Source organism: Iodobacter violaceini (genome assembly GCF_011601265.1).
Lineage (GTDB): Bacteria > Pseudomonadota > Gammaproteobacteria > Burkholderiales > Chitinibacteraceae > Iodobacter > Iodobacter violaceini.
The window spans coordinates 94328-118135 of sequence record NZ_JAAOLX010000008.1; the positions used below are offsets into that span (position 1 = coordinate 94328).

The window sequence follows — 23808 nt, forward strand, 5'->3', positions numbered from 1 at the left end:
TTACTCCACCAATACGGGCTCTGGCTCCCCTTCCAGCTTCACCTGCTCGATCTCCACAAAGCGGCGCGAAATTTTATCGCTGGTGATACTCACCTGCTGCACATCGTCATTCACCTGGCGAATATGTGTCGCTAATTTTTTCATCCGGTCATCAAAACGGGTGAACTCCTGCCCCAGCTTACCCAATGCCTCTTTGATGATATGCACTTGCTTGCGCGTTTCCACGTCTTTAATCACGGCCCTAGCCGTATTGAGCACTGCCATCAGGGTGGTGGGCGAAACAATCCATACCCGCTTAGCCATGGCATGCTGCACCAGCTCAGGGTGATAGGCATGGATTTCAGCAAACACCGCCTCCGCAGGGATAAACATCACGGCGCCATCGGCTGTTTCATTCGGGATAATATATTTGCTGGAGATATCGTCGATATGCTTTTTAATATCGCCCCTGAAAGCTTTCGAAGCCACAACCCTGTCCAGGGAGCCATCAAACATACGGTGATAGTTTTCAAGCGGGAATTTAGCATCCACAGCCACCGTGCCCGTAGGCTCAGGCAGACGCAAAATACAATCGGCGCGTGTGCCATTACTTAAAGCCGACTGAAATTCGTACACTTGGTTGGGTAACACATTGCGGATCAGATGTTCCAGCTGCACCTCGCCGAACGCGCCACGGCTGCGTTTATCACCCAGCAATTCCTGCAGGCTCACCACATTGGTGGTTAAGCCATCAATTTTCTTCTGTGCCTCATCAATCGTGGCAAGGCGTGCCATCACGCTGGCAAACGTTTCATTGGTCTTTTTAAATCCTTCATCCAGGCGTTCCGTGACTTTCCCGGAAATCTCACCCAGTTTTGCATCGGCTGTTTTGGTTAATTCCCCCACGGCAGCAGTCAGCTGCGCGGTGGTCAGCGCCAGGGCATTTTGAATCTGCTCCATTTCGCGCACCGATTGCTCGGCCAGCATCTGGGAAAGTTTTAATAAAATTTCTTCCCGCAAAGCATCTTGCTTACCCGACAGCTGGCTGGAAATATCGCTCAATTGCTTAACCACCAGCTCGCGTGTTTCCGACAAAGTTGTAGTTAAAGACAGGCGCATGGTTGAAAGCGATTCGGTTTGCGCGGTTTGCAAGCGCGTCAGCGATTCACGCGTTTCTTTTAATTCACTGCCTACGCCACTGCGCACCCGCTCAAATGCTTCGGTCATGGTATCACGCAAGCGCTCTCCTGATCGCGTAACCGCATCAGACAATTGCGCGCCCTGCTGCGTTAAGGCTGCATGCGTGCTTTCTGTTTGCCGGCTTAAGCCCTGATGCAAATCAGAGAGCATTTCCCTGTGCTTTGCCTCCATATCCTGCGTCAGCGTATCCAACACATCTCTTTGCGACTGTGCCAGCTGCTGCAAACGCGCAACCACCAGAGCGCCAGCCAGCAAAACCACCAGCGTTGTAATTCCAAACAATAGATCTAACATGGTTTTCCACTTATCCCGCAACGCCACGATTGTAGGCGATGTACGGCAGTACGCCTATAATCACTTCCATGAGACCTCTGCTATTTACACTATTTGCACTATCCACCTGTGCCGTTCATGCCACAGATATCGCCGCCATTCAGCGTGCGGCGCAACAATGGCTGGATCAATCCCTCGCCAACAGCAATGGTGTGCCGAGCTATCAGCTCAGCCAGATTGATAAACGCATCCAGCTTGCCCCCTGCAAGCAATACGATGTGGGGCTTCCCAGCGGCTACCGGCTTTTAGGCAACACCATGCTCAGAATTCAATGTGTGGACGGTGCCAGCTGGGGCATCAATCTGCCGGTTAAAGTTTCTCTGCTGGTGACCTATTACACCGCAGCACGTCCTCTGTCTGGCAATCAGGAAATTGCCACAGGCGATCTGTCTGCTCAGCAGGGAGACCTGGGCACCCTTCCCGGATCTGTGATTATGGATCCCTCCCAGGCCGTGGGCCGTGTGCTCAACACCGCCGTTGCATCGGGCAAACCCCTGCGCAGCGAAATGCTCAGAGCCGCCATGGTGATCCAGCAAAATCAAAAAGTACGGGTCATTTATCGTGATGACGTTATTGAGGTGGCAAACGAAGGAATTGCCATGAATAATGCCGCCGAAGGGCAATCGGTGCGCGTGCGCGTGGGTACAAGACAAATCATCCAGGGCATCGCCACAGCAACAGGCAGCGTGGACGTGAGCCATTGAAATAGCCTGTAAAACGAACTCAGCAGAGTACCCGTCCGCGCAAAAATCCAGCAATAATCACCCATCTTCATATGCGAACTGACAAAACGCTCGCCAGCCGCTACAATTTACGGCTTTGTAAAGTCAGCCTAAGCGCTTAAGCATGCAAGTTTTCAGAAGCGTTTCCGACGCACACCTTCCTCCTGCGGCAATCACCATCGGTAATTTTGATGGCCTGCACGCTGGCCATGAAGCCATGTTGGCCGAATTAAAATCGGCAGCGTCAATGCACGGGCTCAAAACCTGCGTACTTACCTTTGAGCCCCACCCGCGGGAGTTTTTTGCACCAGCTTCAGCGCCCGCCCGCCTCACCAGCCTGCGGGAAAAGCTGGAGCTGCTGGCAGCCAGAGAGATTGACTACGTGGTTGTGCAACGCTTTGACCGCAAGTTTTCATCTTTAAGCGCGCTGGATTTCAGAGACCAGGTTCTGGCTCAAGACTTAAATGCCCGCCATGTGATTGTGGGCGACGATTTTTGCTTTGGCGCAAAACGCGCAGGCGATTTTGCCCTGCTGCAAGCCAGCCCGGATTTCAGCACCTGTAGTCTTGCCACCGTTGCAGACGGTGGCCTGAGAATTTCATCCACCGCCGTGCGCAATGCCTTAGCCGCTGGTGATATGAATTTAGCCGCGCACTATTTAAACCGCCCTTACTCGATTTCCGGGCGGGTTGTTAATGGTGATAAAATTGGCAGAACGCTTGGTTTTCCAACGGCCAATATTCAGATAAAACATAATCACCCGCCTTTATTTGGCATTTTTGTAGTGGAAATCCACGGGCTTGAAAAGCCATATCAAGGCGTAGCAAGCTTAGGATTTCGCCCCACCATCCACGGCGGCGACCTCTACCCTAAATTAGAAGCGCATTTATTTGATTTTAACCGGCAGATATACCGTCAGCATCTGCGTGTAGACTTTCTGCATAAACTGCGTGACGAAGAAAAATATATTGATTTGCCGACTTTAGTCGCGCAAATCGAGAAAGATTGTATCGCTGCCAAAGAATGGTTTGCGGTAAACAAAAATGCCTCACGTCATAAAGACGCCCGCAACAAATAAAAAACCAGAGGTCGTTGCAAAGCATCGCCCCTTACTTTGCAACCACATCGCTATTTAAGAGATCACCATGTCGACCAAACCCGTAAATAAGTACCCCGTCAACTTACTTGACACGCCATTTCCTATGCGTGGTGATTTAGCAAAACGCGAACCGGGCTTTTTAAAAGACTGGCAGGATAATGCGCTCTACCAGGCCATTCGCAACAAAGCAAAAGAAGAAAACCGCCCTAAATTTATGCTGCACGACGGCCCGCCGTACGCTAATGGCGATATCCATATCGGCCACGCCGTAAATAAAATCCTGAAAGACATCATTATCAAAGCCAAAACGCTGGATGGCTTTGATGCGCCCTATGTGCCGGGCTGGGATTGCCACGGTCTGCCGATTGAGCATCAGATCGAAAAAATCGTTAAATTTGATAAGCAGGCGCTGGCAGCCAACCCAGGCATTTTTGAGCGCGTGCAGGAATACCGTAAGGCCAATGGCCTTGATCCAAAAGAAACACGCCTGCCTGCGGCATTTACCCGCGAGCTGTGCCGTGATTACGCCGCCATCCAGATTGAGCGCCAGAAAGCGGACTTTATCCGTCTGGGCGTTTTAGGTGACTGGAACAATCCATACCGCACCATGGATTTCAAAACCGAGGCGGATATTGTCCGCACCTTAGGCAAAGTGCATGCCAATGGCTATCTGATCCGTGGCCAAAAGCCGGTTCACTGGTGTGTAGACTGTGCATCTGCTCTGGCTGAAGCCGAAGTCGAGTACGAAGACAAAGTATCCCCTGCCATCGACGTGGGCTTCCGCGTCCGCGACAACGCGGCGCTGTCTGAAGCCTTTGGCGGTGTCAGCGTGGGCGATGTACCCGCTTTTGCCCTGATCTGGACCACCACACCGTGGACTCTGCCAGCCAATCAGGCCGTATCGGTTCACCCGGAACTGGTTTACGATCTGATCGCCACTCCGAAAGGCCTGCTGATTCTGGCCCGCGATCTGGCCGAAGCCACCATCAAACGTTACGATATCGAAACCACCGAAGTCATCGCCCAGGCTAAGGGTGCAGCGCTGGAATTCCTGCAACTGCAACACCCCTTCCTGGAGCGCGTGGTGCCGGTTATTTGCGGCGACCATGTAACGACCGATGCCGGTACGGGCCTTGTGCACACCGCGCCCGCTCACGGTCTGGAAGACTATGTAGTCGGTTGCAAATATAAAATCCCAACGGATAACCCGGTGGGTAATGATGGCCGCTTCTACAGCAATGTAGAATTCTTTGCGGGCAAAACAGTTTGGGAAGCCAATCCGCTGGTGCTTGCACTTCTGGAAGAGCGCGGCGCATTGTTTGCCAGCAAAAAACTGGAACACAGCTATCCGCACTGCTGGCGCCACAAAACACCGATTATTTTCCGCGCCACCAGCCAGTGGTTCATCGGCATGGAAACCGCAGGCACCGAAGGTAAAACACTACGCTCACAAGCCAACACAGCGGTTGATTCAACAGAATTCTTCCCTGCATGGGGCCGTGCCCGCCTGGAAGCCATGATTAAAAACCGCCCGGACTGGTGCGTTTCCCGCCAGCGTAACTGGGGCGTGCCGATGACTTTCTTTGTGCACAAAGAAACCGGCGAACTGCACCCGAACTCAGGCGAGCTGCTCGAAATCGTGGCTAAGCGTATCGAAGCCGAAGGCATCGAAGCATGGTTTAAGCTTGACGCAAGCGAGCTCCTGGGCGACGACGCGGTTTACTACGACAAGCTCAAAGACACACTGGATGTATGGTTTGACTCTGGTTCCACTCACTACGCCGTATTGCGCCAGAGGGAAGAGCTCACCTGGCCTGCAGACTTATATCTGGAAGGCTCAGATCAGCACCGCGGCTGGTTCCAGTCGTCCCTGCTCACAGGCTGCGCCACAGAAGGCCGCGCGCCCTACAAGCAATTGCTCACCCACGGCTTTGTAGTGGATGGCAAGGGCCTGAAGATGTCCAAATCCAAGGGCAATGTGATTGCGCCGCAAACTGTTATTAATCAACTGGGCGCTGATATGCTGCGCCTGTGGGTAGCGTCAACCGATTACTCGGGCGAGCTGTCAATCTCAGATGAAATTCTGAAACGCACTACTGATTCATATCGCCGCATCCGCAATACACTGCGCTTTTTGCTGGCCAATATTTCTGACTTTACCGAACAAAATCTGCTGCCCGCTGAAGAACTGCTGCAGCTTGACCGCTACGCTCTGGTTGAGCTGGCTGCATTCCAGGAAAAAATCACTGCGCTATACGGCAAATACGAGTTTCACCTTGCCGTGCAGGAAATCCACGCTTACTGCTCGGAAGACCTCGGCTCTTTCTACCTGGATATCATTAAAGACCGCCTCTACACCATGGGCGCAGACAGCCAGGGCCGCCGCTCGGCGCAAACCGCGCTATGGCATATCAGCCAGGCGCTGGTGCGCTTACTTGCGCCGATTCTGTCTTTCACCGCGCATGAAGCATGGGGCACACTCAATAATGAAGAAAATGTATTCCTGTCTGCCTGGCACGCCGTGCCTGCCGTCAGCGATGCAGAGCAGCTGAACGCCCGCTTTGTGCAGATCCGTGAAGTACGCGCTGCTGCACAAAAAGAGATCGAGCTGCAACGCGCGGATGGCAAACTGGGATCAAGCTTACAGGCCGAAGTAGAAATCACTGCGGCAGGCGACACTTATGCTGCTCTGGCCGATTTAGGCGACGAGCTGAAGTTTGTCCTGATTACTTCACAAGCCCGCCTGGTGAAAGGCGATGCAACCCGCATCAGCGTGAGTGCATCAACAGCCGCCAAGTGCGATCGCTGCTGGCATTACACCGCCAGTGTAGGCACACACGCAGAACACAGCACACTGTGCAGCCGCTGTAACGACAATCTGTTTAAGCAAGGCGAGGTTCGTGCTCATGCTTAAAAGCGGACTGGGGCGCTGGCTTGCCATTGCGCTGCTGGTTCTGATCCTTGATCAGGCCAGCAAACATGCGATTGAAGCGCTGTTTCAGTTTGGCGAGCAGCGCGCCATCATTCCGGGTTTTTTTAATCTGACACTAGCCTATAACCCCGGCGCAGCGTTCAGCTTTCTGGCTGATGCAGGTGGCTGGCAACGCCATTTCTTTACCGTGCTGGCGCTGGGTGTTTCTGCGTTTATCGTGTTTTTGCTTAAAAAACATCATACCGAAACCCGTTACGCGCTGGCATTAGCCTTGATTTTAGGCGGTGCACTGGGTAATGCCATCGACAGAATGCTGCTGGGCCATGTGATCGATTTCATTCAGATTCACTATCAGCAGCGCTGGTATTACCCGGCATTTAATATTGCCGATTCAGGCATTTGTATTGGCGCAGTTTTAATGGTGATCGATTCATTCCGCCGTGAAACGCCATCGGAGAAAACAGTATGATCATGAATATTGTTCTGGCACAGCCACGGGGCTTTTGTGCTGGGGTTGACCGCGCAATTGCCATCGTAGAAAAAGCACTGGAGAAATTCGGAGCACCAATTTATGTGCGCCACGAAGTGGTTCACAATAAATTTGTGATCGAAGATCTTAAGCAAAAAGGCGCGATTTTCGTTGAAGACTTAGCCGATGTGCCTGCAGGCAATACACTGATTTTCTCTGCGCACGGCGTTTCACAAGCCGTACGCGCTGAAGCAGCTGAACGGGGCCTGACAATTTTTGACGCCACCTGCCCACTGGTCACCAAAGTCCATCTCGAAGTGAAACGCTTAAGAGAGCAAGGCTTTGAGATCATCATGATCGGCCATAAAGGCCATCCTGAGGTAGAAGGCACCATGGGCCAGGCTCAGGGCGGCATGTATCTGGTTGAAGAAGTCAGCGATGTTGTCACTCTGGCTGTTGAGAGCGATAAGCTGGCTTATGTTACCCAGACCACACTCTCTGTGGATGATGCACAAATTGTGATCGACGCCCTGCGCGCGCGTTTCCCAAATATCGTTGGCCCTAAGAAAGATGATATTTGCTACGCCACCCAGAATCGTCAGGATGCCGTCAAGCATTTAGCCAAAGAAGTCGATGTGGTTGTGGTTGTTGGATCGCCCAACAGCTCTAACTCTAATCGTCTGCGTGAAGTCGCCGCCAATTTAGGCATCGACTCTTATATGGTCGATAACGCCAGCGAGCTGAAAGCGGAATGGTTTACCGGCAAAACCAATATCGGCGTGACTGCAGGTGCCTCTGCGCCGGATATCCTGGTTCGTCAGGTGATCGCTCAGGTAGAAAGCTTTGGCGCGGGTCATATCCGCCAGATGGATGGCATAGAAGAAAACGTCATCTTCTCGCTGCCTAAGGGCTTGGTGTAAACCAGCGATCATTTAATGGCTTACATCTGTAAAAAAGATCTGCAGATACAGTGCTAAATAAGAACACAGGCGCACAGAGAAAAGAATGACGGTAGTGCAGCAGGCGGGCCTTTACCTCTGCGAATATTTTGTATGTGGCAACGCATTGCCAGTCAAATTCACTCCTGTTTCTTTGTGCTCTCAATTTCCCCTGATGTTCTCTGTGTCTGCAGACCTCAGGGTTAATGTTTTTATCATTTCTAAGGCTGTCCACGCCGCATGATCTCCCGCACCGACTGCTTCCACTGTGGCGAAACGCTAAGCCCAAACGAATCCTTCCCGATTATTTACCGCCAGACAGAGCAGCCCACCTGCTGTGCCGGATGCCAGGCCGTAGCCAATACCATTATCCAAAGCGGGCTCGACAGCTATTACACTCAGCGGGATAAACCCGCCGACCGAGCCAAACCGCTGCCTGACGAGCTGCTGGCCCAGCTGAAGCTATTCGATGATGTCAGCTTACAGGCAAGCTTTGTACTCAATATTGATGCCGATGTACGCGAAGCTGCGCTGATTTTAGAGGGCATCAGCTGCGCGGCCTGTATCTGGCTGAACGAGCGCCATCTTCAGACCTTGCCCGGTGTACTTTCAGCCAGCATTAACTACAGCAACCACCGCGCCCGCGTACGCTGGGATGAAAAGCAGATTCAGCTCTCCACCATTTTGCAAGCCATTGCGGCCATCGGCTACCGCGCCCAGCCCTATGATCAGGCAAGACAGGAAGAAGGCTGGCAAAAACAACGCAAAAGTGCACTCTTCCGCCTGTGGGTAGCGGGCTTATCCATGATGCAGGTCATGATGTTTTCAGTGCCCGTTTATATGTCTAAAGCAGGCGAGATTGCTCCTGAATGGCTCAACCTGATGAATTGGGCGAGTCTGGCCCTCACCCTGCCCGTGGTACTTTATTCTGCAACGCCTTTTTATGTTTCAAGCTGGCGCGATTTAAAACGCCGCCGCACCGGCATGGATCTGCCGGTAGCGATTGGCGTGCTGGCGGCTTTTACAGCCAGCTGCTATACGCTGATCACAGGCCATGGCGAAATCTATTTTGACTCCGTATCCATGTTTGTCTTTCTGTTGCTCACAGGCCGCTATCTGGAGATGGGTGCAAGGCGCAAAGCCGGTGCAGCCACCGAGCAACTGGTCAAACTGATTCCCGCGTTTGCCCACAAAATAGATGAGCAAGGCACAAGCGAAGTCACCGTCAACAGCCTGAAGATTGGCGAGCAGATTTTAGTTAAGTCTGGAGAAACCATCCCGGCAGACGGTATTGTCCGCCAGGGCAGCGGCGAAGTCAGCGAAGCTTTACTGACTGGTGAGAGCCTTGCGGTTCCTAAAACAGCAGGCATGCACGTAACAGGCGGCACGCTCAATCTGGCAGCGCCCTTGCATATTGAAATCACCCAAATCGGCGAAAACACCCGCCTTGCCGCCATTGTGCGCTTACTGGATCAGGCGCTGGCACAAAAACCCCGCCTTGCCTTACTGGCAGAGCAGGTATCAGGCTGGTTTATCAGTATTTTATTAGTGACCGCAGCACTGGCATGGCTGTACTGGCATTTGCACGACCCTGTCCATGCCCTGCCCATCATGGTGGCTGTACTGGTGATTTCATGTCCCTGCGCGCTCGCACTGGCCACCCCGGTTGCCCTGACCGCGGCCACCGGCCACCTGGCTCAGCTTGGGCTCATGGTGGCACGCAGCCCGGCGCTCGAAACAATGTCACAAATCACGGATGTCATGCTCGACAAAACCGGCACCCTCACTCATGGAGAGCCGCGGATTCAGCACTATATTGCCAGCCAGAGCACCGAAGAAAACACACGCCGGATTGCCGCATCACTGGAATCAGCCTCGGCCCACCCGCTGGCCCGCGCCTTTGTGCAGGCCGGTGCGCCACTGGCTCAAGAGATACAAACCTATCCTGGCGGAGGTTTAAGTGGCGTAGTGAATGGGGTGCTTTACTTTATTGGTCATCCTGAATTTGTAAACCGCCAGTGCGCCATGCTGATGCCCGATGCCATACGGCATGCAGGGGGCAGTCTGGTTGCTATCGCCAGCACAACAGAATGGCTGGGCGCATTTATTGTGGCGGATACGTTAAGAGCCGATGCGGCAGATGCCATTGCTGCCTTAAGCAAAGCAGGCTTACGCCTGCACCTTGTATCGGGTGATAACAACGCTACAGTGCAAGCTCTGGCTTTAAGCATGCATATTGAAAACGCTGTCGGCAGAGCAACACCAGGGGATAAGCTTGCTTACATTAATACACTTCAGCAACAGGGCCGTTGTGTATTAATGATTGGTGATGGCGTCAACGATGCCCCCGTTTTAGCAAAGGCAAATGTATCGATGGCAATGGGAGCGGGAGTGGATGTTGCTCATGCTGCCGGCGATATGGTTTTACTCAACAATCAGCTGGACCGGCTCCCCAAAGCGCTGGCCCTCGCAAAAAAAACCCGCATAATCATCCGCCAGAATTTAGCCTGGGCCATTGTTTATAATCTGGCAGCCCTGCCTCTTGCGGTATGCGGCCTGATCACCCCCTGGATTGCAAGCCTTGGCATGGCATGCAGCTCACTCCTGGTGGTGCTTAATGCGCTGCGCCTCAGAGGAAAAAACTAAATGGAAAGCCTTTATTTACTTATTCCACTATCGGTCTTGCTGGTTTTTATAATTGGAATTCTTTTTTGGTGGTCGGTTAAAGGAGGGCAATTTGATGATATGGAGGGGCCTGGCTGGCAGATTTTGCAAGATGATGACAGCATGCTCGTAGAGAAAAGTTCCTCTGACGAAAGAAAAAACAAGGAATTAAAGTCTGACGGGGTGTAAAATGCCGCGATCTGACGAAAGGCATTGATGTTCGTCAATAAGACCGCCTGCTGAAGCAGCTAAAGTTCAGTTGGCATAATTACATAAGAAATATTCACAACCAGCAAAAAGCCAGCTTTTCCTTACAACTGGCTAAATGCAGGCAGGTTGTACATTTTTCAAGTCCAAATTTTCAAAGTCCAAGCTGTTGGAGATCAATCGGAGCTCGCATGGAACACCAAGGTACATACAACTACAAAGTGGTGCGGCAATTTGCCATCATGACAGTCATTTGGGGGATTGTCGGGATGCTGGTTGGCGTGATCATCGCTGCCCAGATGTACTGGCCAGAACTTAATTTTGGCCCCTACTTTCACTTCGGGCGCTTACGTCCTCTGCATACTAACGCAGTTATTTTTGCGTTTGGTGGCTGCGGATTATTTGCAACGTCTTACTACGTGGTTCAGCGCACCTGTAATGTGCGTCTGATCTCCGACAAGCTCGCCGCCTTCCATTTCTGGGGCTGGCAGCTGGTGATCGTTTTAGCCGCCGTTACCTTACCGATGGGCTTAACCCGCGGTAAAGAATACGCAGAGCTGGAATGGCCAATCACCTGGCTGATCGCAGTGATCTGGGTGGCCTACGCGATTGTGTTCTTTGGCACGATTGCCAAACGCAAAGTGAAGCATATTTATGTAGCCAACTGGTTCTACGGCGCATTTATTCTTGCTGTAGCGCTGCTGCACATTGTGAACGGTCTGGCGATTCCTGTATCGGCAACAAAGTCTTACTCCGTTTACTCTGGCGCAATTGATGCCATGGTGCAATGGTGGTACGGCCACAATGCCGTAGGCTTCTTCCTGACCGCTGGTTTCCTTGGCATGATGTACTACTTTGTGCCCAAGCAAGCAGGCCGTCCGGTTTACTCTTATCGCCTGTCAGTCGTTCACTTTTGGGCACTGTGCTTTACCTATATGTGGGCTGGCCCTCACCACCTGCACTACACCGCACTGCCAGACTGGACACAGTCGCTGGGTATGGTGTTCTCCCTGATTCTGCTGGCACCAAGCTGGGGCGGTATGATCAACGGGATTATGACACTGTCTGGTGCATGGCATAAGCTGCGTACCGATCCAATCCTGAAGTTCCTGGTTACTGCGCTGTCGTTCTACGGCATGTCCACTTTTGAAGGCCCGATGATGGCGATCAAAACAGTGAACGCACTGTCGCACTACACAGACTGGACGGTAGGTCACGTTCACTCCGGCGCTTTGGGCTGGGTGGCAATGATTACTATCGGTTCGATTTACTACCTCATCCCGCGCCTCTTTAATAAAGAAGAAATGTACTCGGTCAAACTGATCGATACCCACTTCTGGATTGCAACGATTGGCGTCGTGCTTTACATCTCATCCATGTGGATTGCCGGTGTAACGCAAGGCTTGATGTGGCGTGCAGTAAATACAGACGGCACTTTAACTTATGCCTTTATTGATTCAGTTAAAGCATCGTATCCGTATTACTTTATCCGCTTCTTAGGTGGCCTGTGCTTCTTGTCGGGCATGTTATTAATGCTTTACAACGTGCTGCGTACCGTTTTCTCGGGCCAAGCCGTCGATGCCAAAATTCCGGCCATCGCTCAACACGCCTGACCGAAGGGAGAGAAAACCATGAAAAACTTTATGAACCAGCTGCAAAAGCGGGTTGAAGAAAACGTTGCGTTCTTAATCATCCTCACCCTGATTACGCTCAGTATCGCGATGCTGGTTGAAATCTTACCGCTGATGTTCAGCAATTCAACCACCAAGCCTATTGATGGCGTTAAGCCATACTCTGCACTGGCTTTAGCCGGGCGTGATGTTTACATTCGTGAAGGTTGCTACAACTGCCACTCACAAATGATCCGCCCTTTCCGTGCAGAAACCGAGCGCTATGGTCATTACTCGGTAGCAGGTGAATCTGTTTACGATCGTCCGTTCCAATGGGGATCTAAGCGTACAGGACCGGATCTGGCTCGTGTAGGTGCGCGTTACTCGGATGAATGGCATCGTGCTCACCTGATGAATCCACGTGATGTAGTGCCTGAATCCAATATGCCTGCTTTCCCGTGGCTTGCTGCCAATAAAGTAGACGCGGCCATTATGCCCGCCAAACTTAAGGCACTAAAGACACTGGGCACACCCTATACCGATGCTGAAATTGCAGACTCTGTTAAAGCTGTAGAAGGCAAAACAGAAATGGAAGCTGTGATTTTCTACCTGCAGGGTTTGGGTCTTGCGCTCAAAAACAAAAGGTAATTCATCATGGAAATGCTCAACGATCTGCGGGTTTTATCAACCGTAGTCAGCTTTATCTGCTTTGTAGGCATCCTTGTATGGGCCTGCAGCAAAAACAGCAAAGCATCCTTTGATGAAGCAGCGCAGCTGCCATTCCTTGACGATGATCTGCCCTCATCAAACAAAACCTCCTGATTTCTAGAGGATATAAAAAATGACAGATTTTCAAAGTATCTTTTGGGATTATTGGATCGCGATCATTGTGATCGGCGGTATTGTGGCAATGACTTTGCTCTTAATGAGCCAGGGTGTTGTTAAGCTTAAGAAAGGTGAAAATGCCGAAGTAACCGGCCACAAATGGGATGGTGATTTAGAAGAATACAACAACCCGCTGCCTGGCTGGTGGGTCATGATGTTCTATATGACCATTGTATTTGGCGCGGTTTACCTTGTACTCTACCCAGGTATCTGGGGTGGTTTGTGGAAATGGACCTCGGACAATCAGTACGGCAAAGAAGTGGTTCAGGCTAATTCCAAGTACCAGGGCCTGTACGACAAGTATTCCAAAATGCCGATTGCCGCTGTTGCACAGAATCAGGAAGCCAAGGACATGGGTAAACGCCTGTTCCTGACTTATTGTATCCAGTGTCACGGTGCTGATGCACGCGGTGCCAAGGGCTTCCCGAATCTGACTGATGGCGACTGGCTCTACGGCGGCTCACCAGAAAAAATCCTGGAAACCATTGCTAACGGCCGTCATGGTCAAATGCCGGCATGGGGCGCTGTACTGGGCGAAGAGAAAGTGAAAGACGTTGCCAACTATGTACTGCAGCTGGCGGGCAAACCACGTAATGAACTTCGTGCCAGCCGTGGCGCGGAAACCTTCAAGCAAACCTGTGTGGCTTGTCACGGTGCAGAGGGCAAGGGCAATCAGGACTTGGGTGCACCTAACCTGACTGACAATACATGGCTCTATGGCGGCTCTGAAGCAGCAATCATTGAAACGGTGACCAATGGTCGCAGTAATGTGATGCCTGCATGGAAAGACTTCCTGGGAGATGCCAAAGTGCATTTACTGGCTGGCTACGTTTATGGCCTTTCAAATAACGGAAAAGCAAAGTAAACATGCAGACCGGAGTGTCCTTGCAAAATAGCGCAAAGACACTCACAAAACACCACTAAAACGGGCGGGGAATATCCCGCCCGTTTTTCCTTGATCGAAATCTTTTGCATACTAGTTCATGCAAAGCGTTTTGCCAGGAGCAGGTAAGAAAATGAGTAAAAAGTTACGTGATATTCCCGTCACCGTCATCAAAGACGATGGCGAATACGAAGAAATCCATCTTTACAGCAAGCATAAAAAAATCTACCCGCGCTGGGTTAATGGCTTGTTTAATCGCTGGCGCATTCTGTTTGTTGTGATCACTCAGCTTTTCTTCTACGGCATGCCATGGCTGCAAATGAATGGCCGTCAGGCACTGCTCTTTAACATTACCGAGCACACTTTTTATATCTACGGCTTTGTTTTCCTGCCGCAAGACTTTATTTACCTCACCGCCCTCTTACTTTGCTCTGCCCTGGGTTTGTTTGCCTGGACCACGGCCGGGGGACGGCTATGGTGCGGTTATGCCTGTCCGCAAACGGTTTACACCGAAATATTTCTCTGGATAGAGAAATGGGTTGAGGGCGATCGCATGGCGCGTATCAAGCTTGACAATGGTCCAGCCACAACAAACAAAATACGGAAGAAAACACTCAAACACAGCCTGTGGATTTTACTTTCCCTCTGGACAGGGTTTACCTTTGTTGGTTATTTCACCCCTATTCGCTCACTCTGGGGCGAGATCATGCAACTTGGTCTTGGCCCATGGGAAACCTTCTGGGTATTTTTCTATGCCTTTGCCACCTATGGCAATGCCGGCTGGATGCGTGAGCAGGTCTGCAAATATATGTGTCCCTATGCCCGCTTTCAAAGCACCATGTTTGATGCGGACACCTTAATTATTTCTTACGACGCAGAACGGGGTGATGCACGCGGCAGCCGTAAAAAAGGCACAGATTACAAAGCAGCCGGTTTAGGCGACTGCATCGATTGCACAGTATGCGTGCAGGTTTGCCCTGTCGGCATCGACATCCGCAACGGCTTGCAATACGAATGTATTGGTTGTGCTGCCTGTATTGATGCCTGCGATGAAATTATGGATAAGATGCAATATCCGCGCGGGCTGATTCGCTACACCACCGAAAATGCGCTGGAGCACAAATACCCTGAACGCGACATCATCAAAAAAATCACCCGCCCCAGAGTCATCATGTATCTGCTGGTATTGCTCATTGTACTGGGCACAACCATTGGCTCTTTAGTCTTGCGTAAACCGATTAAAGTGAATATCTCACGGGATCGCGTTGCCATGGTCAGAGAGGCCGAGGATGGCTGGCTGGAAAACAGCTACCGTTTGCAAATTCAAAATGCGGATGAAAAAGCCCACAGCTATATCATCACGACGGATGGCCTGCCCGGATCAAGAACTATTATCGAAGGCACAGGTCAAATTTTTGTACCTGCCACCGGCAGCCAGGATATTGGCGTACGCATTCAGGTAGACCCTGGCAAAGCGGGCCCTGGCGGGCATGAAATGCACTTCATTATTACGGCCAGCGACAACCCAGCCATTCAAACACGCGAAAAATCCAGCTTTATAGGACGATAAGATGCAAAAAGATCCAATGGAAAATCAGCCCTGGTATAAACATCGCCATGTGTGGCTGCTGATTCTTTTTCCTGTTGTTGCCGTAATTGGTGGCATCAATATGTTTTATCAGGCTATCAAAACAGATGATGGTCTGGTGAGCGATGACTATTACAAAGAAGGCCAGGAAATCAACAGCCAGATTCACCGGGATACCAAAGCCACTACGCTGGGCCTGAGCGGCCAGCTGATGTTGGGCGAAGATGGTAAATCAATCCGCATTCAGCTCAATAAAATGGTTAAAGATGATCTGGTGCTTAAACTTATGCACCCTACCCGTGCAGGCAAGGATCAAACCATTATCCTGACCAGACAAGCGCCGCAGTTTTATGTAGGCAAACTGGAAAACGCACTCACCCAACCCCGCTGGCAGGTTGAGTTAAGTGATACAACCCGGCAGTGGCGCTTAAAAGCAGAGTGGAAAATCAGTGATGCCGAGGCATTACAGCTTAGCCCCGCGTTGTAAGATTCGCCCTTCAAAAAAAGCCCGTTTAAATAAACGGGCTTTTTTTATACTGGTCGTCATACTTCAGCAAAGAACAGATTTTATTAAATTACAGTTATCGGAAATATAAAACAGATTTGGTGTAAATTAAAAACTGATCAACATACACTAAAGCATCAGCCCGCTGTCATTATCTGACGCAAACTGCTTCAACAGTTGCAGTGGCATGAAACGACCTGCTGGCTATTTCGAGCCGCCTGCTTATTGCGCGACCCGCTCTTCGCCTTACTTGCTTCAGGAGCAAATATGAATATTGCAGACATCCGGCGCAAGGCGTTTGCCATGCCACTGACCAACCCCGCTTTTCCACCGGGGCCTTACAAATTTGTAAACCGCGAATACCTGATTGTGACCTACCGCACTGATCCGGATGCACTGCGTGCCATATTGCCTGAGCCGCTCAGCTTTGATGTACCTGTGGTGAAATATGAATTTATCCGTATGCCAGACAGCTCCGGCTTTGGAGACTATACCGAATCGGGCCAGGTGATTCCTGTTCAGTTTGAAGGTAAGCCTGGTGGCTATGTGCATTCAATGTATTTAAATGCAGAGGCTCCGATTGCCGGTGGCCGCGAGCTGTGGGGCTTTCCTAAAAAGCTCGCCTCGCCTTCACTTTCCGTCGATAAAAACACCTACCTTGGCACACTGGACTATGGCCCTGTACGCGTGGTCACCGCCACCATGGGCTATAAATATCAGGCTTTAGATCATGCCAAAGTGAGGGAAAGCCTGCTGGCGGCCAATTATCTGCTAAAGATTATTCCGCATGTGGATGGCAGCCCGCGAATTTGCGAATTAGTTCGCTACTATCTGGAAGACGTAACTGTAAAAGGCGCATGGACAGGCCCTGCCGCCATCGAGCTGGCACAACATGCCCTGGCACCTGTTGCACAATTGCCCGTACTTGAGGTGCTCAGCGGCACCCATATTCTGGCTGATCTCACCCTCGGAATGGGCAGTGTGGTGTACGACTATCTGGCGGCTCAATAATGCAGCTACAGCAAGGGCTGGCCGCAATCAGGCTAATAAAAGAAATTTTAAGACATCAAAATGAAAGATACCTGACAAAAAAATAATGAATAAATAACATACGTACACAGAAAAATCAGACGCTTCAGTGTGAATGGCCAGCCAATTAGCATACAATCATTTATCACTCTTTCCTTGTCACAATGTGCGCGAATTTATTCTGACTACTCAGTGGCACGAAATCATGGGCGTTGGCGTGCTGTTTTTTGCCGCGCTGTATTTTGGCTTTGGAGGGCTGACCTGGTTTTTAAGCCATTGGCTGCTGCCAAAAATCGCCTATGGCCATGTACTTGACCCCCGCCCTCAAGGGCCCGAGCAACTGCGCCGCGAGCTGAGCCTTTCACTGCTCTCTGTTTTTTTATTTGGCACGGGAATGATTTTCCCGTGGGGCTTATTGCAGCTGGGCTGGGCACACCTGGCCTTGCAGGCACCGGCGGTACAGTTAGCCATTGAAATCAGCACCTTAATCATCTGGAATGAAATCCATTTTTATCTCAACCACCGCCTGCTGCACACCCGCTGGCTAAAGCATTTTCATCTGCCCCACCACCGCTCAATTGTCACGACCCCCTGGTCAACCTATAGCTTTCACCCCATCGAAGCCATCATGCTGGGTAATGTGATTATGCTGCCGATGCTGGTCCATGATTTCTCGATTTATTCACTCGCGGCGGTGCCTGTTTTCAGTATTATTTTTAATAATATCGGCCATTCCAATTACGATTTTCTGCCCGATGCCCATCATGATCGCTGGTGGCTTAATGGCGCGCGCCGCCATCATTTGCACCATGCTTGTTTTCATGGCAATTACGGCTTTATGTTTCCTTTTATGGACCGCCTGTTAAACACCGCCCTGCCACCGGATGCCGCCGATAAGCAGATTAAACGCCATGCTGCGTAATCAGCGCGACTGGCAAAGCGTGCTTTATCTCATCCTGCAGCCGCTGCTGGTGGTCTGGCTATGGCGCACCGGGGTGGGTACTTTAATCAACCTGGCTCTTTTCGCCCTGATGCTTTTTCTCACACTGGGCATCAGCGTTATTCACCATAATCACACCCATCTGCGGATGTGGCACAGCAAATGCCTCAACCGGGCCAGCGATTTCTGGATCACGCTCTTGCAGGGCCACCCCACCTTTGTGTTTTATCCGGCGCATATCTGCAATCATCACCGCTATCGCCACGGCCCCAAAGACGTAGCGCGCACTTATCGCTTTGGCGGCGACAGCAACAACCTGACTGGCTACCTATTACATCCACTGCAAGCCACGATCGTGCTTTACCCACTGTTTATAAACTGGCTATTGGGCTTAAAACAGCGGCATTCTGGCGTATTTTATTACTGTCTGCGTCAATACGCCGCCGTACTCTTGCTCTGGGGTATTCTGGCCTGGCTTAACTGGCAGAAGTTTCTTATTTTTGTCTTACTACCGCAGCTCTATGGCCTGCACTGGCTGCTCGCCACCAATTACCTGCAACACGCCCACGCCGACGGCAACTCGCCAATTAACTTTGCCCGCAATTTTGAAGGCTGGGTGAACCCGCTGCTGTTTAATATTGGCCTGCATACGGCGCATCATCGCCACCCGCGCGCGCACTGGTCGGCACTCACCCAACTCCATCTGCAATATCGTGATCAGGTCGACCCCCGCCTGAATGCCGGCCCGCTGCTCTGGTATATGTGCCGCAGCTATTTTCTAAGCCCTGTTTTCCCGCGCTGGCGTAGCCATAGCCTGATGAAACCCACTAAGGAATCCTGATGCCTATTCAGTTTGAACATGTTTACCTTGCCGCAGCAGGGCTGCATCTGCCGGGGCCAGCCATCAGCAACGAAGAAATGGATGCCTATATTGCACCCATCAACCGTATTTCCATGCGCATCAAAAGCCGCATTCTGGCTGAAAACGGCATCCAGACACGGCATTACGGCATTGATGCACAGGGCCAAACTGTTGAGAACCACGCACGGATGGCGGCAACCGCAGTGCATCAGTGTTTAGACAAAGCACAAGTATCGCTGGATAAAGTGAGCTTGCTGGCCGTAGGCTCATCGGGCGGCGACGCGCTGATGCCGGGCTTTGCCAACATGATTCAGGGTGAGCTGGCTGCGCCACCGATGCAAACCGTTTCCTGCCAGGGCGTATGTGCGGCAGGCGTCAGCGCGATTGAATTTGCTGCGCAAGCGATTGAGCTTGGCGCTCATCAGCAAGCACTGGCTGTAGCCGCCGAAATGCCATCGCGCATGTTCAAAAAAAGCCGCTTTGCCCCGCGCGGCTACCAAAGTGATTTTGACGCACACTTTTTGCGCTGGATGCTATCCGACGGCGCAGGCGCGCTGCTACTTAGCCGCCAGCCCAAGGCAGGGCTGAATATCAAGCTTAAATGGATACATCAAAAAAGCTTTTCTGGCGATTATCCGGTGTGCATGCAGCTGGGGCTGACGGAAGACCGCAGTCAGTCGTTCCTCGATTTTGCTTCTTCTGGCGAGGCCGAAGCAGCAGGCGCGATGTCGCTGCGCCAGGATATCCGCATGCTGCCGCAGCTGTTTGATGTGTGTATTCATGAGTATGTAAAACTGGTTAATGAAGGCTGGATTAAATCGAGCGATATCGACCATTTTCTTTGCCATTACTCATCAGCTAAATTTATGCCGGTGGTTGAGGATTTACTCGCCAAAGCAGGGCTGAGCATCCCGCCAGAGCGCTGGTATAGCAATCTGGCAACGCGCGGCAACACAGGTGCGGCGTCTATTTTTATTATGCTGGCCGATTTTTTACAAACCAAGCCGCTTAAAGCCGGTGAAAAGATTTTCTGTTTTATCCCGGAATCAGGACGAATCAGCGCGGCGTATATGTTGTTTGAAGTGGCCGATGAAGGCAGCAGCAGCCAGCCTGTCGCTCCCGCCATCGCCCCCACTCGCACCTTCGATCCAGATATCCCAGCGCCGCATCAGGCAGCAAATGCCCCACTTGCGCTGCAACCCCTGCTCACTCAGCTAGCCAGCCTCTGGCAGGACTATCGCTCGCAAGTCTGGCGCAGCCCTGTGATATCACAACTGGTAAGCCAACGTTTTGATGTTGCAAGCTACCGCAACTGGACCGCCGCTTGGGTGCCACAAGTACGCGAAGGCAGCTTGTGGATGAGAGAAGCGGCCGCCTCATTAAGCGGCGACTTTGCCCCACTCCGCAGCCTGATTGAGCTGCACGCCGATGACGAACAACACGATTTTGAAATCCTGTATCAGGACTACCAAGCCGCTGGCGGCGAGCTGCCGCTGGCCGCACTGAAACGCAACCCCGGTGGCGAAGCGCTCAACAGCTATCTGCACACCCTTGCAGCCACCCCCAACCCCATTGGCCTGTTGGGCGCAATTTATATCATCGAAGGCACCGGCCAGCGCATCGTACCTGCGCTCTTGCCCATGCTGCGCCAGCAAGTAGCCCTGCCACCACAAGCCTTTAAATTCTTGGAATATCACGGCAGCAATGACGAACACCACCTGGCCCGCTGGCTGGCTGCCGTAGAAATCACCCTCGCCATCGATCCCAAAGCAGCTCACGCCATACTCAACACCGCCAAACGCTGCGCACAGCTTTATTTAATGCAGTTTGAGCATATTGAGTAAAACCCATATCTTGAAACACGGAGTTTCACGGAGAAAAACAGGCTTTGAATTAAGATATTTTCCATTAGGTTTTAAGGATTTTTGAAGCCCGGAGACTCTGGACATTCAACACTGCGAGTGGCACGGGGCCTTCGTGCTGGTTGGGGCAGCCTTCTTTGCGTACCAGGATTTCTGGCCGTTCAGAAATTAAATACTTCGCGGGGATGCCGCACCTAAACACCGAGCCGAAGGCACCAAAAATAATCTTTTTGAATTTGCTTGTGCATTTGAGGTAAGAGCAGTCATTTATCTCAAATGCTCCGTATTCGAACCTCCACCCCAAAACCGGAAACCGCCCATGCCTAAAGACGACTTCTTACAAGCCGCCCACGACCCACGCGATCCTAACCCTTGGCTTGCCATGTATCTGGATCAAAGTACCCCGCTGCCCGATCATGTCAAACGCGCCTGGTTATGCGAGCTGGCCTCGCCTTCGCGCCAGTATCTGCTGCCCTTTGTGCGCCCGCTAGCCCGGCTTTGCATGATTCTGATTCAGGTTTTAAAAGTCATTCTGCCCAAGCACTGGTCTGCCTCCAGAATGCTGCACCGTATTTTGGTCCGGGGGCTAAAGGGCTTTGTATCCCCCGAGGCCAACTGGCTGATCCTGCGGCATTTTCATTTAGGCGCGCAGATTATTGAATTTATCGAGCGCAATGCCCCCGTCAGCGTACCGCTTTCATCGCTGCGGCCACTGACGGTAGATGATCTTACTGATGAACTATTTCTGAAACACGATTTAAACCTGTTCAACTTTATCATCCGACTGAACCAAGCCTTGCGCGATGAAGACAAAACGCTCGCGGCCGTTGCAAATATTGATTTCAGCATGATCAACGAACCACCTCTGGCGCTAAAAACCATGCCGCAGGGGCGCTTAAACTGGATAGATGTACAAACTGCGATCGAAATATTCACACCGGTCTATCAGCTGTTCCTTACAGATAACGACTTCTGGCGCGCGGCCAACTCGCTGCAAATGGATGAAACCATGGGCGTCTATGTCGCCACCCTGCTCAATACGCCACAGCATTTATTACTTTTAAATAATAAGCACCCGCTGGTTCCACTCTCGACCTTACACGCAGGCCACCGGCTGGTTTTACATGGGCTATCAACCGAAATGCTGCATTGCCTGCTTAGCCAGATGAAACATGCCCAAACCTGAGGGCATGATACTTTTTCTTGCTAACGTCATTATTTCTGACAAAGCAAGCCACACCACGGGCTAAAAAACATGCTCTTTGAGACTACCGGCAGCTGAACGAAAGGGATTCCAACATCATGCGACATCTTTTCGATATCATCATGGAAGCAAAATTCAGTTCATATTTTTAAGTGTAATTATTACGCTAAACCAATGTTAATAAAGGAAGTTTGACGAAAATTAGCATTCTGTTATGCTGGCAGCCGGTCGAATTTAAGACTGTTCTGTAACAAAAATCAGATAAAACCTGTCTGCCTGCGTTACTCCAGCCATTCACCCTTGCAGCCTGCCGGCCTTAAGCTGTTTAAGCGGGCAAACCACTCACCGGCGCCAAATTTACCGTGCAATGCCCATAAAGCGGGTCAGCAACGCGGAAAAACAGGCGCCGGCAAGGTGATCGTGCCGCCAGCTGATGCGATACCAGGCAGTCTGTCAGACGTATGAAACCGGATCAAACCGCCCTTTCTTCTTATAACGAACGCCCTGCTACCCAGATAGCCAGTGCATTTTATCGGTCATCCTATGCCTCGAATGATTCAGGATTTTGTTAAAAGAATAAGTACCCGCTCTGCCAGCATCACACCCCGCTTTATTTCACGCAGTTGGCTTATTGTATTGATTCCCTCCTGCATTACTCTTACCGCCTATGGTGTGGCAGAGTTTGGGCCAAAGGAAGAAATCACGCTCAATACCCAAACCGAGCTGATTGCAACGCCGCCCTTATCGTTCGCCCAAAGTGACAGCCCCATCTGGCACGAAGACGTCATTCGCGCAGGTGACACCTTGTCAGCAGTGCTTAACCGGCTGAATGTGGACGACAAAGAAGCCAGCCAGTTTATCAAAACCGATCCAGTTGCCAGATCGCTGTATGAGCTGCATACCGGGCGCAGCCTGCGTGCTAAAACAGAGCGCTCTGGTGCCTTGCTTGAGCTGAATTATCTCAACAATAAAAGCCAGGAAATCAAAATCACCCGGCAAAAAGATGGCTTTAAAGCCAGCATTGATGAGGCCACTACCCAGCAGCACACGGTGGTTAAATCCGGTACGATTAATAGCTCGTTTTACGCCAGCACCGATCAGCTGAATATTCCTGACGATGTCACCCGGCAATTAATCGATATTTTCTCCGGCCAAATTGATTTTCACCGTGGCTTGCAAAAAGGTGACCGCTTCAGCGTAGTCTATGAAAGCTTTACCCACGACGGAGTTGAAATTAAAACAGGGAAAATCCTGGCTGCTGAATTCAGCGATAAAAACAAAACACTGCAGGCACTCTGGTATACCCCGCCGGGCAGCACAGAAGGTGCGTATTACACGCCGGATGGCAATAGCCTTAAGCAATCTTTCCTGAAAAACCCGGTTGAATTTTCCCGTATCAGCTCAGGCTTTAAGCTGCGCTTTCATCCCGTGTTAAAATCATGGCGCCAACATAAAGGCATCGATTTTGCGGCGTCCACCGGCACCAAGATTATGTCCACCGCAGATGGGGTAATCAGCAAAATCACTCAGGACAATAGCGGTTACGGTAAGCATATTGAAATTAACCATGATGGCAAATACAGCACGCTGTATGCGCATATGTCGGCATTTACTCCGGGCTTAAAGCAAGGTTCTAAGATCAAACAGGGCGAAGTCATTGGCCTTGTGGGGGCAACTGGCCGTGTGACAGGCCCGCACCTGCATTACGAATTTAAAGTAAACGGCCAGCAGGTTGACCCGATTGCACTGAAGCTGCCGACAGCAAAACCCATTGAAAGCCGCTACTTGGCACATTTTCAGCCTATCGCGGCTCAAACCAGGAACCAGCTGGCTTTCTTGCAAAGAATTGAGCAGGCCCGGGCCGAATAAATATGCAATTCACATCAAAGAACACATA

The 23808-nt window shown here is 51.2% G+C and carries 20 protein-coding genes; 19 read left to right on the forward strand and 1 reads right to left on the reverse strand.

Annotated elements, in window-relative coordinates; translation table 11 throughout:
- Positions 1-1473 carry a DNA recombination protein RmuC gene (locus tag HA050_RS15725; protein ID WP_166828152.1) on the reverse strand — a complete coding sequence of 491 codons (1473 nt, stop codon included), beginning with the start codon at positions 1471-1473 and terminating at the stop codon, positions 1-3.
- 68 nt (positions 1474-1541) lie between these two features.
- On the opposite strand from HA050_RS15725, the gene flgA reads away from it, so the two are divergent.
- The 19 genes from flgA to HA050_RS15820 all read left to right on the forward strand — a co-directional run bounded on the left by flgA (position 1542) and on the right by HA050_RS15820 (position 23780).
- Positions 1542-2216 carry a flagellar basal body P-ring formation chaperone FlgA gene (gene flgA, locus HA050_RS15730; RefSeq protein WP_166828155.1) on the forward strand — a complete coding sequence of 225 codons (675 nt, stop codon included), beginning with the start codon at positions 1542-1544 and terminating at the stop codon, positions 2214-2216.
- Between the two features lie 142 nt (positions 2217-2358).
- Positions 2359-3312 carry a bifunctional riboflavin kinase/FAD synthetase gene (locus HA050_RS15735; RefSeq protein ID WP_166828158.1) on the forward strand — a complete coding sequence of 318 codons (954 nt, stop codon included), beginning with the start codon at positions 2359-2361 and terminating at the stop codon, positions 3310-3312.
- A 67-nt stretch (positions 3313-3379) separates the two neighbouring features.
- The gene (ileS, locus tag HA050_RS15740) at positions 3380-6247 is read left to right on the forward strand and encodes an isoleucine--tRNA ligase (RefSeq protein WP_166828161.1); all 2868 of its coding nucleotides are present in this window, start codon (positions 3380-3382) and stop codon (positions 6245-6247) included.
- Entirely contained in the window at positions 6240-6734 is a 495-nt protein-coding gene (lspA, locus tag HA050_RS15745; RefSeq protein WP_166828563.1) for a signal peptidase II, read from the forward strand. The genes ileS and lspA overlap by 8 nt, the downstream gene beginning before the upstream one ends.
- Positions 6731-7654, forward strand: coding sequence for a 4-hydroxy-3-methylbut-2-enyl diphosphate reductase (gene ispH / locus HA050_RS15750; RefSeq protein ID WP_166828164.1), 924 nt, complete (start codon positions 6731-6733; stop codon positions 7652-7654). Before lspA ends, ispH begins: the two co-directional genes overlap by 4 nt.
- A gap of 258 nt (positions 7655-7912) precedes the next feature.
- Positions 7913-10318 (forward strand): heavy metal translocating P-type ATPase, encoded by a 2406-nt coding sequence (locus HA050_RS15755; protein WP_166828167.1) that lies wholly within the window; start codon positions 7913-7915, stop codon positions 10316-10318.
- On the forward strand, positions 10319-10525 hold the full coding sequence (gene ccoS, locus HA050_RS15760; protein WP_166828169.1) for a cbb3-type cytochrome oxidase assembly protein CcoS: 207 nt from the start codon (positions 10319-10321) through the stop codon (positions 10523-10525). It abuts the gene before it with no gap.
- Positions 10526-10734: 209 nt separating this feature from the next.
- Positions 10735-12156 carry a cytochrome-c oxidase, cbb3-type subunit I gene (gene ccoN / locus HA050_RS15765; RefSeq protein WP_166828172.1) on the forward strand — a complete coding sequence of 474 codons (1422 nt, stop codon included), beginning with the start codon at positions 10735-10737 and terminating at the stop codon, positions 12154-12156.
- A gap of 30 nt (positions 12157-12186) precedes the next feature.
- Positions 12187-12801 carry a cytochrome-c oxidase, cbb3-type subunit II gene (ccoO, locus tag HA050_RS15770; protein WP_099397746.1) on the forward strand — a complete coding sequence of 205 codons (615 nt, stop codon included), beginning with the start codon at positions 12187-12189 and terminating at the stop codon, positions 12799-12801.
- 6 nt (positions 12802-12807) lie between these two features.
- Complete coding sequence (locus tag HA050_RS15775; protein ID WP_166828175.1) at positions 12808-12975, forward strand: cbb3-type cytochrome oxidase subunit 3; 168 nt, start codon at positions 12808-12810, stop codon at positions 12973-12975.
- 19 nt (positions 12976-12994) lie between these two features.
- Positions 12995-13903 (forward strand): cytochrome-c oxidase, cbb3-type subunit III, encoded by a 909-nt coding sequence (ccoP, locus tag HA050_RS15780; protein ID WP_166828177.1) that lies wholly within the window; start codon positions 12995-12997, stop codon positions 13901-13903.
- 151 nt (positions 13904-14054) lie between these two features.
- The gene (gene ccoG, locus HA050_RS15785; protein WP_166828180.1) at positions 14055-15491 is read left to right on the forward strand and encodes a cytochrome c oxidase accessory protein CcoG; all 1437 of its coding nucleotides are present in this window, start codon (positions 14055-14057) and stop codon (positions 15489-15491) included.
- 1 nt (position 15492) lies between these two features.
- On the forward strand, positions 15493-15996 hold the full coding sequence (locus tag HA050_RS15790; protein WP_166828183.1) for a FixH family protein: 504 nt from the start codon (positions 15493-15495) through the stop codon (positions 15994-15996).
- A 285-nt stretch (positions 15997-16281) separates the two neighbouring features.
- Complete coding sequence (locus HA050_RS15795; RefSeq protein WP_166828185.1) at positions 16282-17025, forward strand: acetoacetate decarboxylase; 744 nt, start codon at positions 16282-16284, stop codon at positions 17023-17025.
- A gap of 133 nt (positions 17026-17158) precedes the next feature.
- Positions 17159-17965, forward strand: a complete 807-nt coding sequence (locus HA050_RS15800; protein ID WP_205836465.1) for a sterol desaturase family protein — start codon at positions 17159-17161, stop codon at positions 17963-17965.
- Entirely contained in the window at positions 17955-18824 is an 870-nt protein-coding gene (locus HA050_RS15805) for a fatty acid desaturase (protein WP_166828187.1), read from the forward strand. Before HA050_RS15800 ends, HA050_RS15805 begins: the two co-directional genes overlap by 11 nt.
- On the forward strand, positions 18824-20689 hold the full coding sequence (locus HA050_RS15810) for an iron-containing redox enzyme family protein (RefSeq protein ID WP_166828190.1): 1866 nt from the start codon (positions 18824-18826) through the stop codon (positions 20687-20689). Before HA050_RS15805 ends, HA050_RS15810 begins: the two co-directional genes overlap by 1 nt.
- Positions 20690-21026: 337 nt before the next feature.
- Positions 21027-21893: a DUF6999 family protein gene (locus HA050_RS15815; protein ID WP_166828193.1), complete on the forward strand. Its 867-nt coding sequence runs from the start codon at positions 21027-21029 to the stop codon at positions 21891-21893.
- Positions 21894-22454: 561 nt separating this feature from the next.
- Positions 22455-23780, forward strand: a complete 1326-nt coding sequence (locus HA050_RS15820) for a M23 family metallopeptidase (protein ID WP_166828196.1) — start codon at positions 22455-22457, stop codon at positions 23778-23780.
- Positions 23781-23808: the final 28 nt, after the last annotated feature.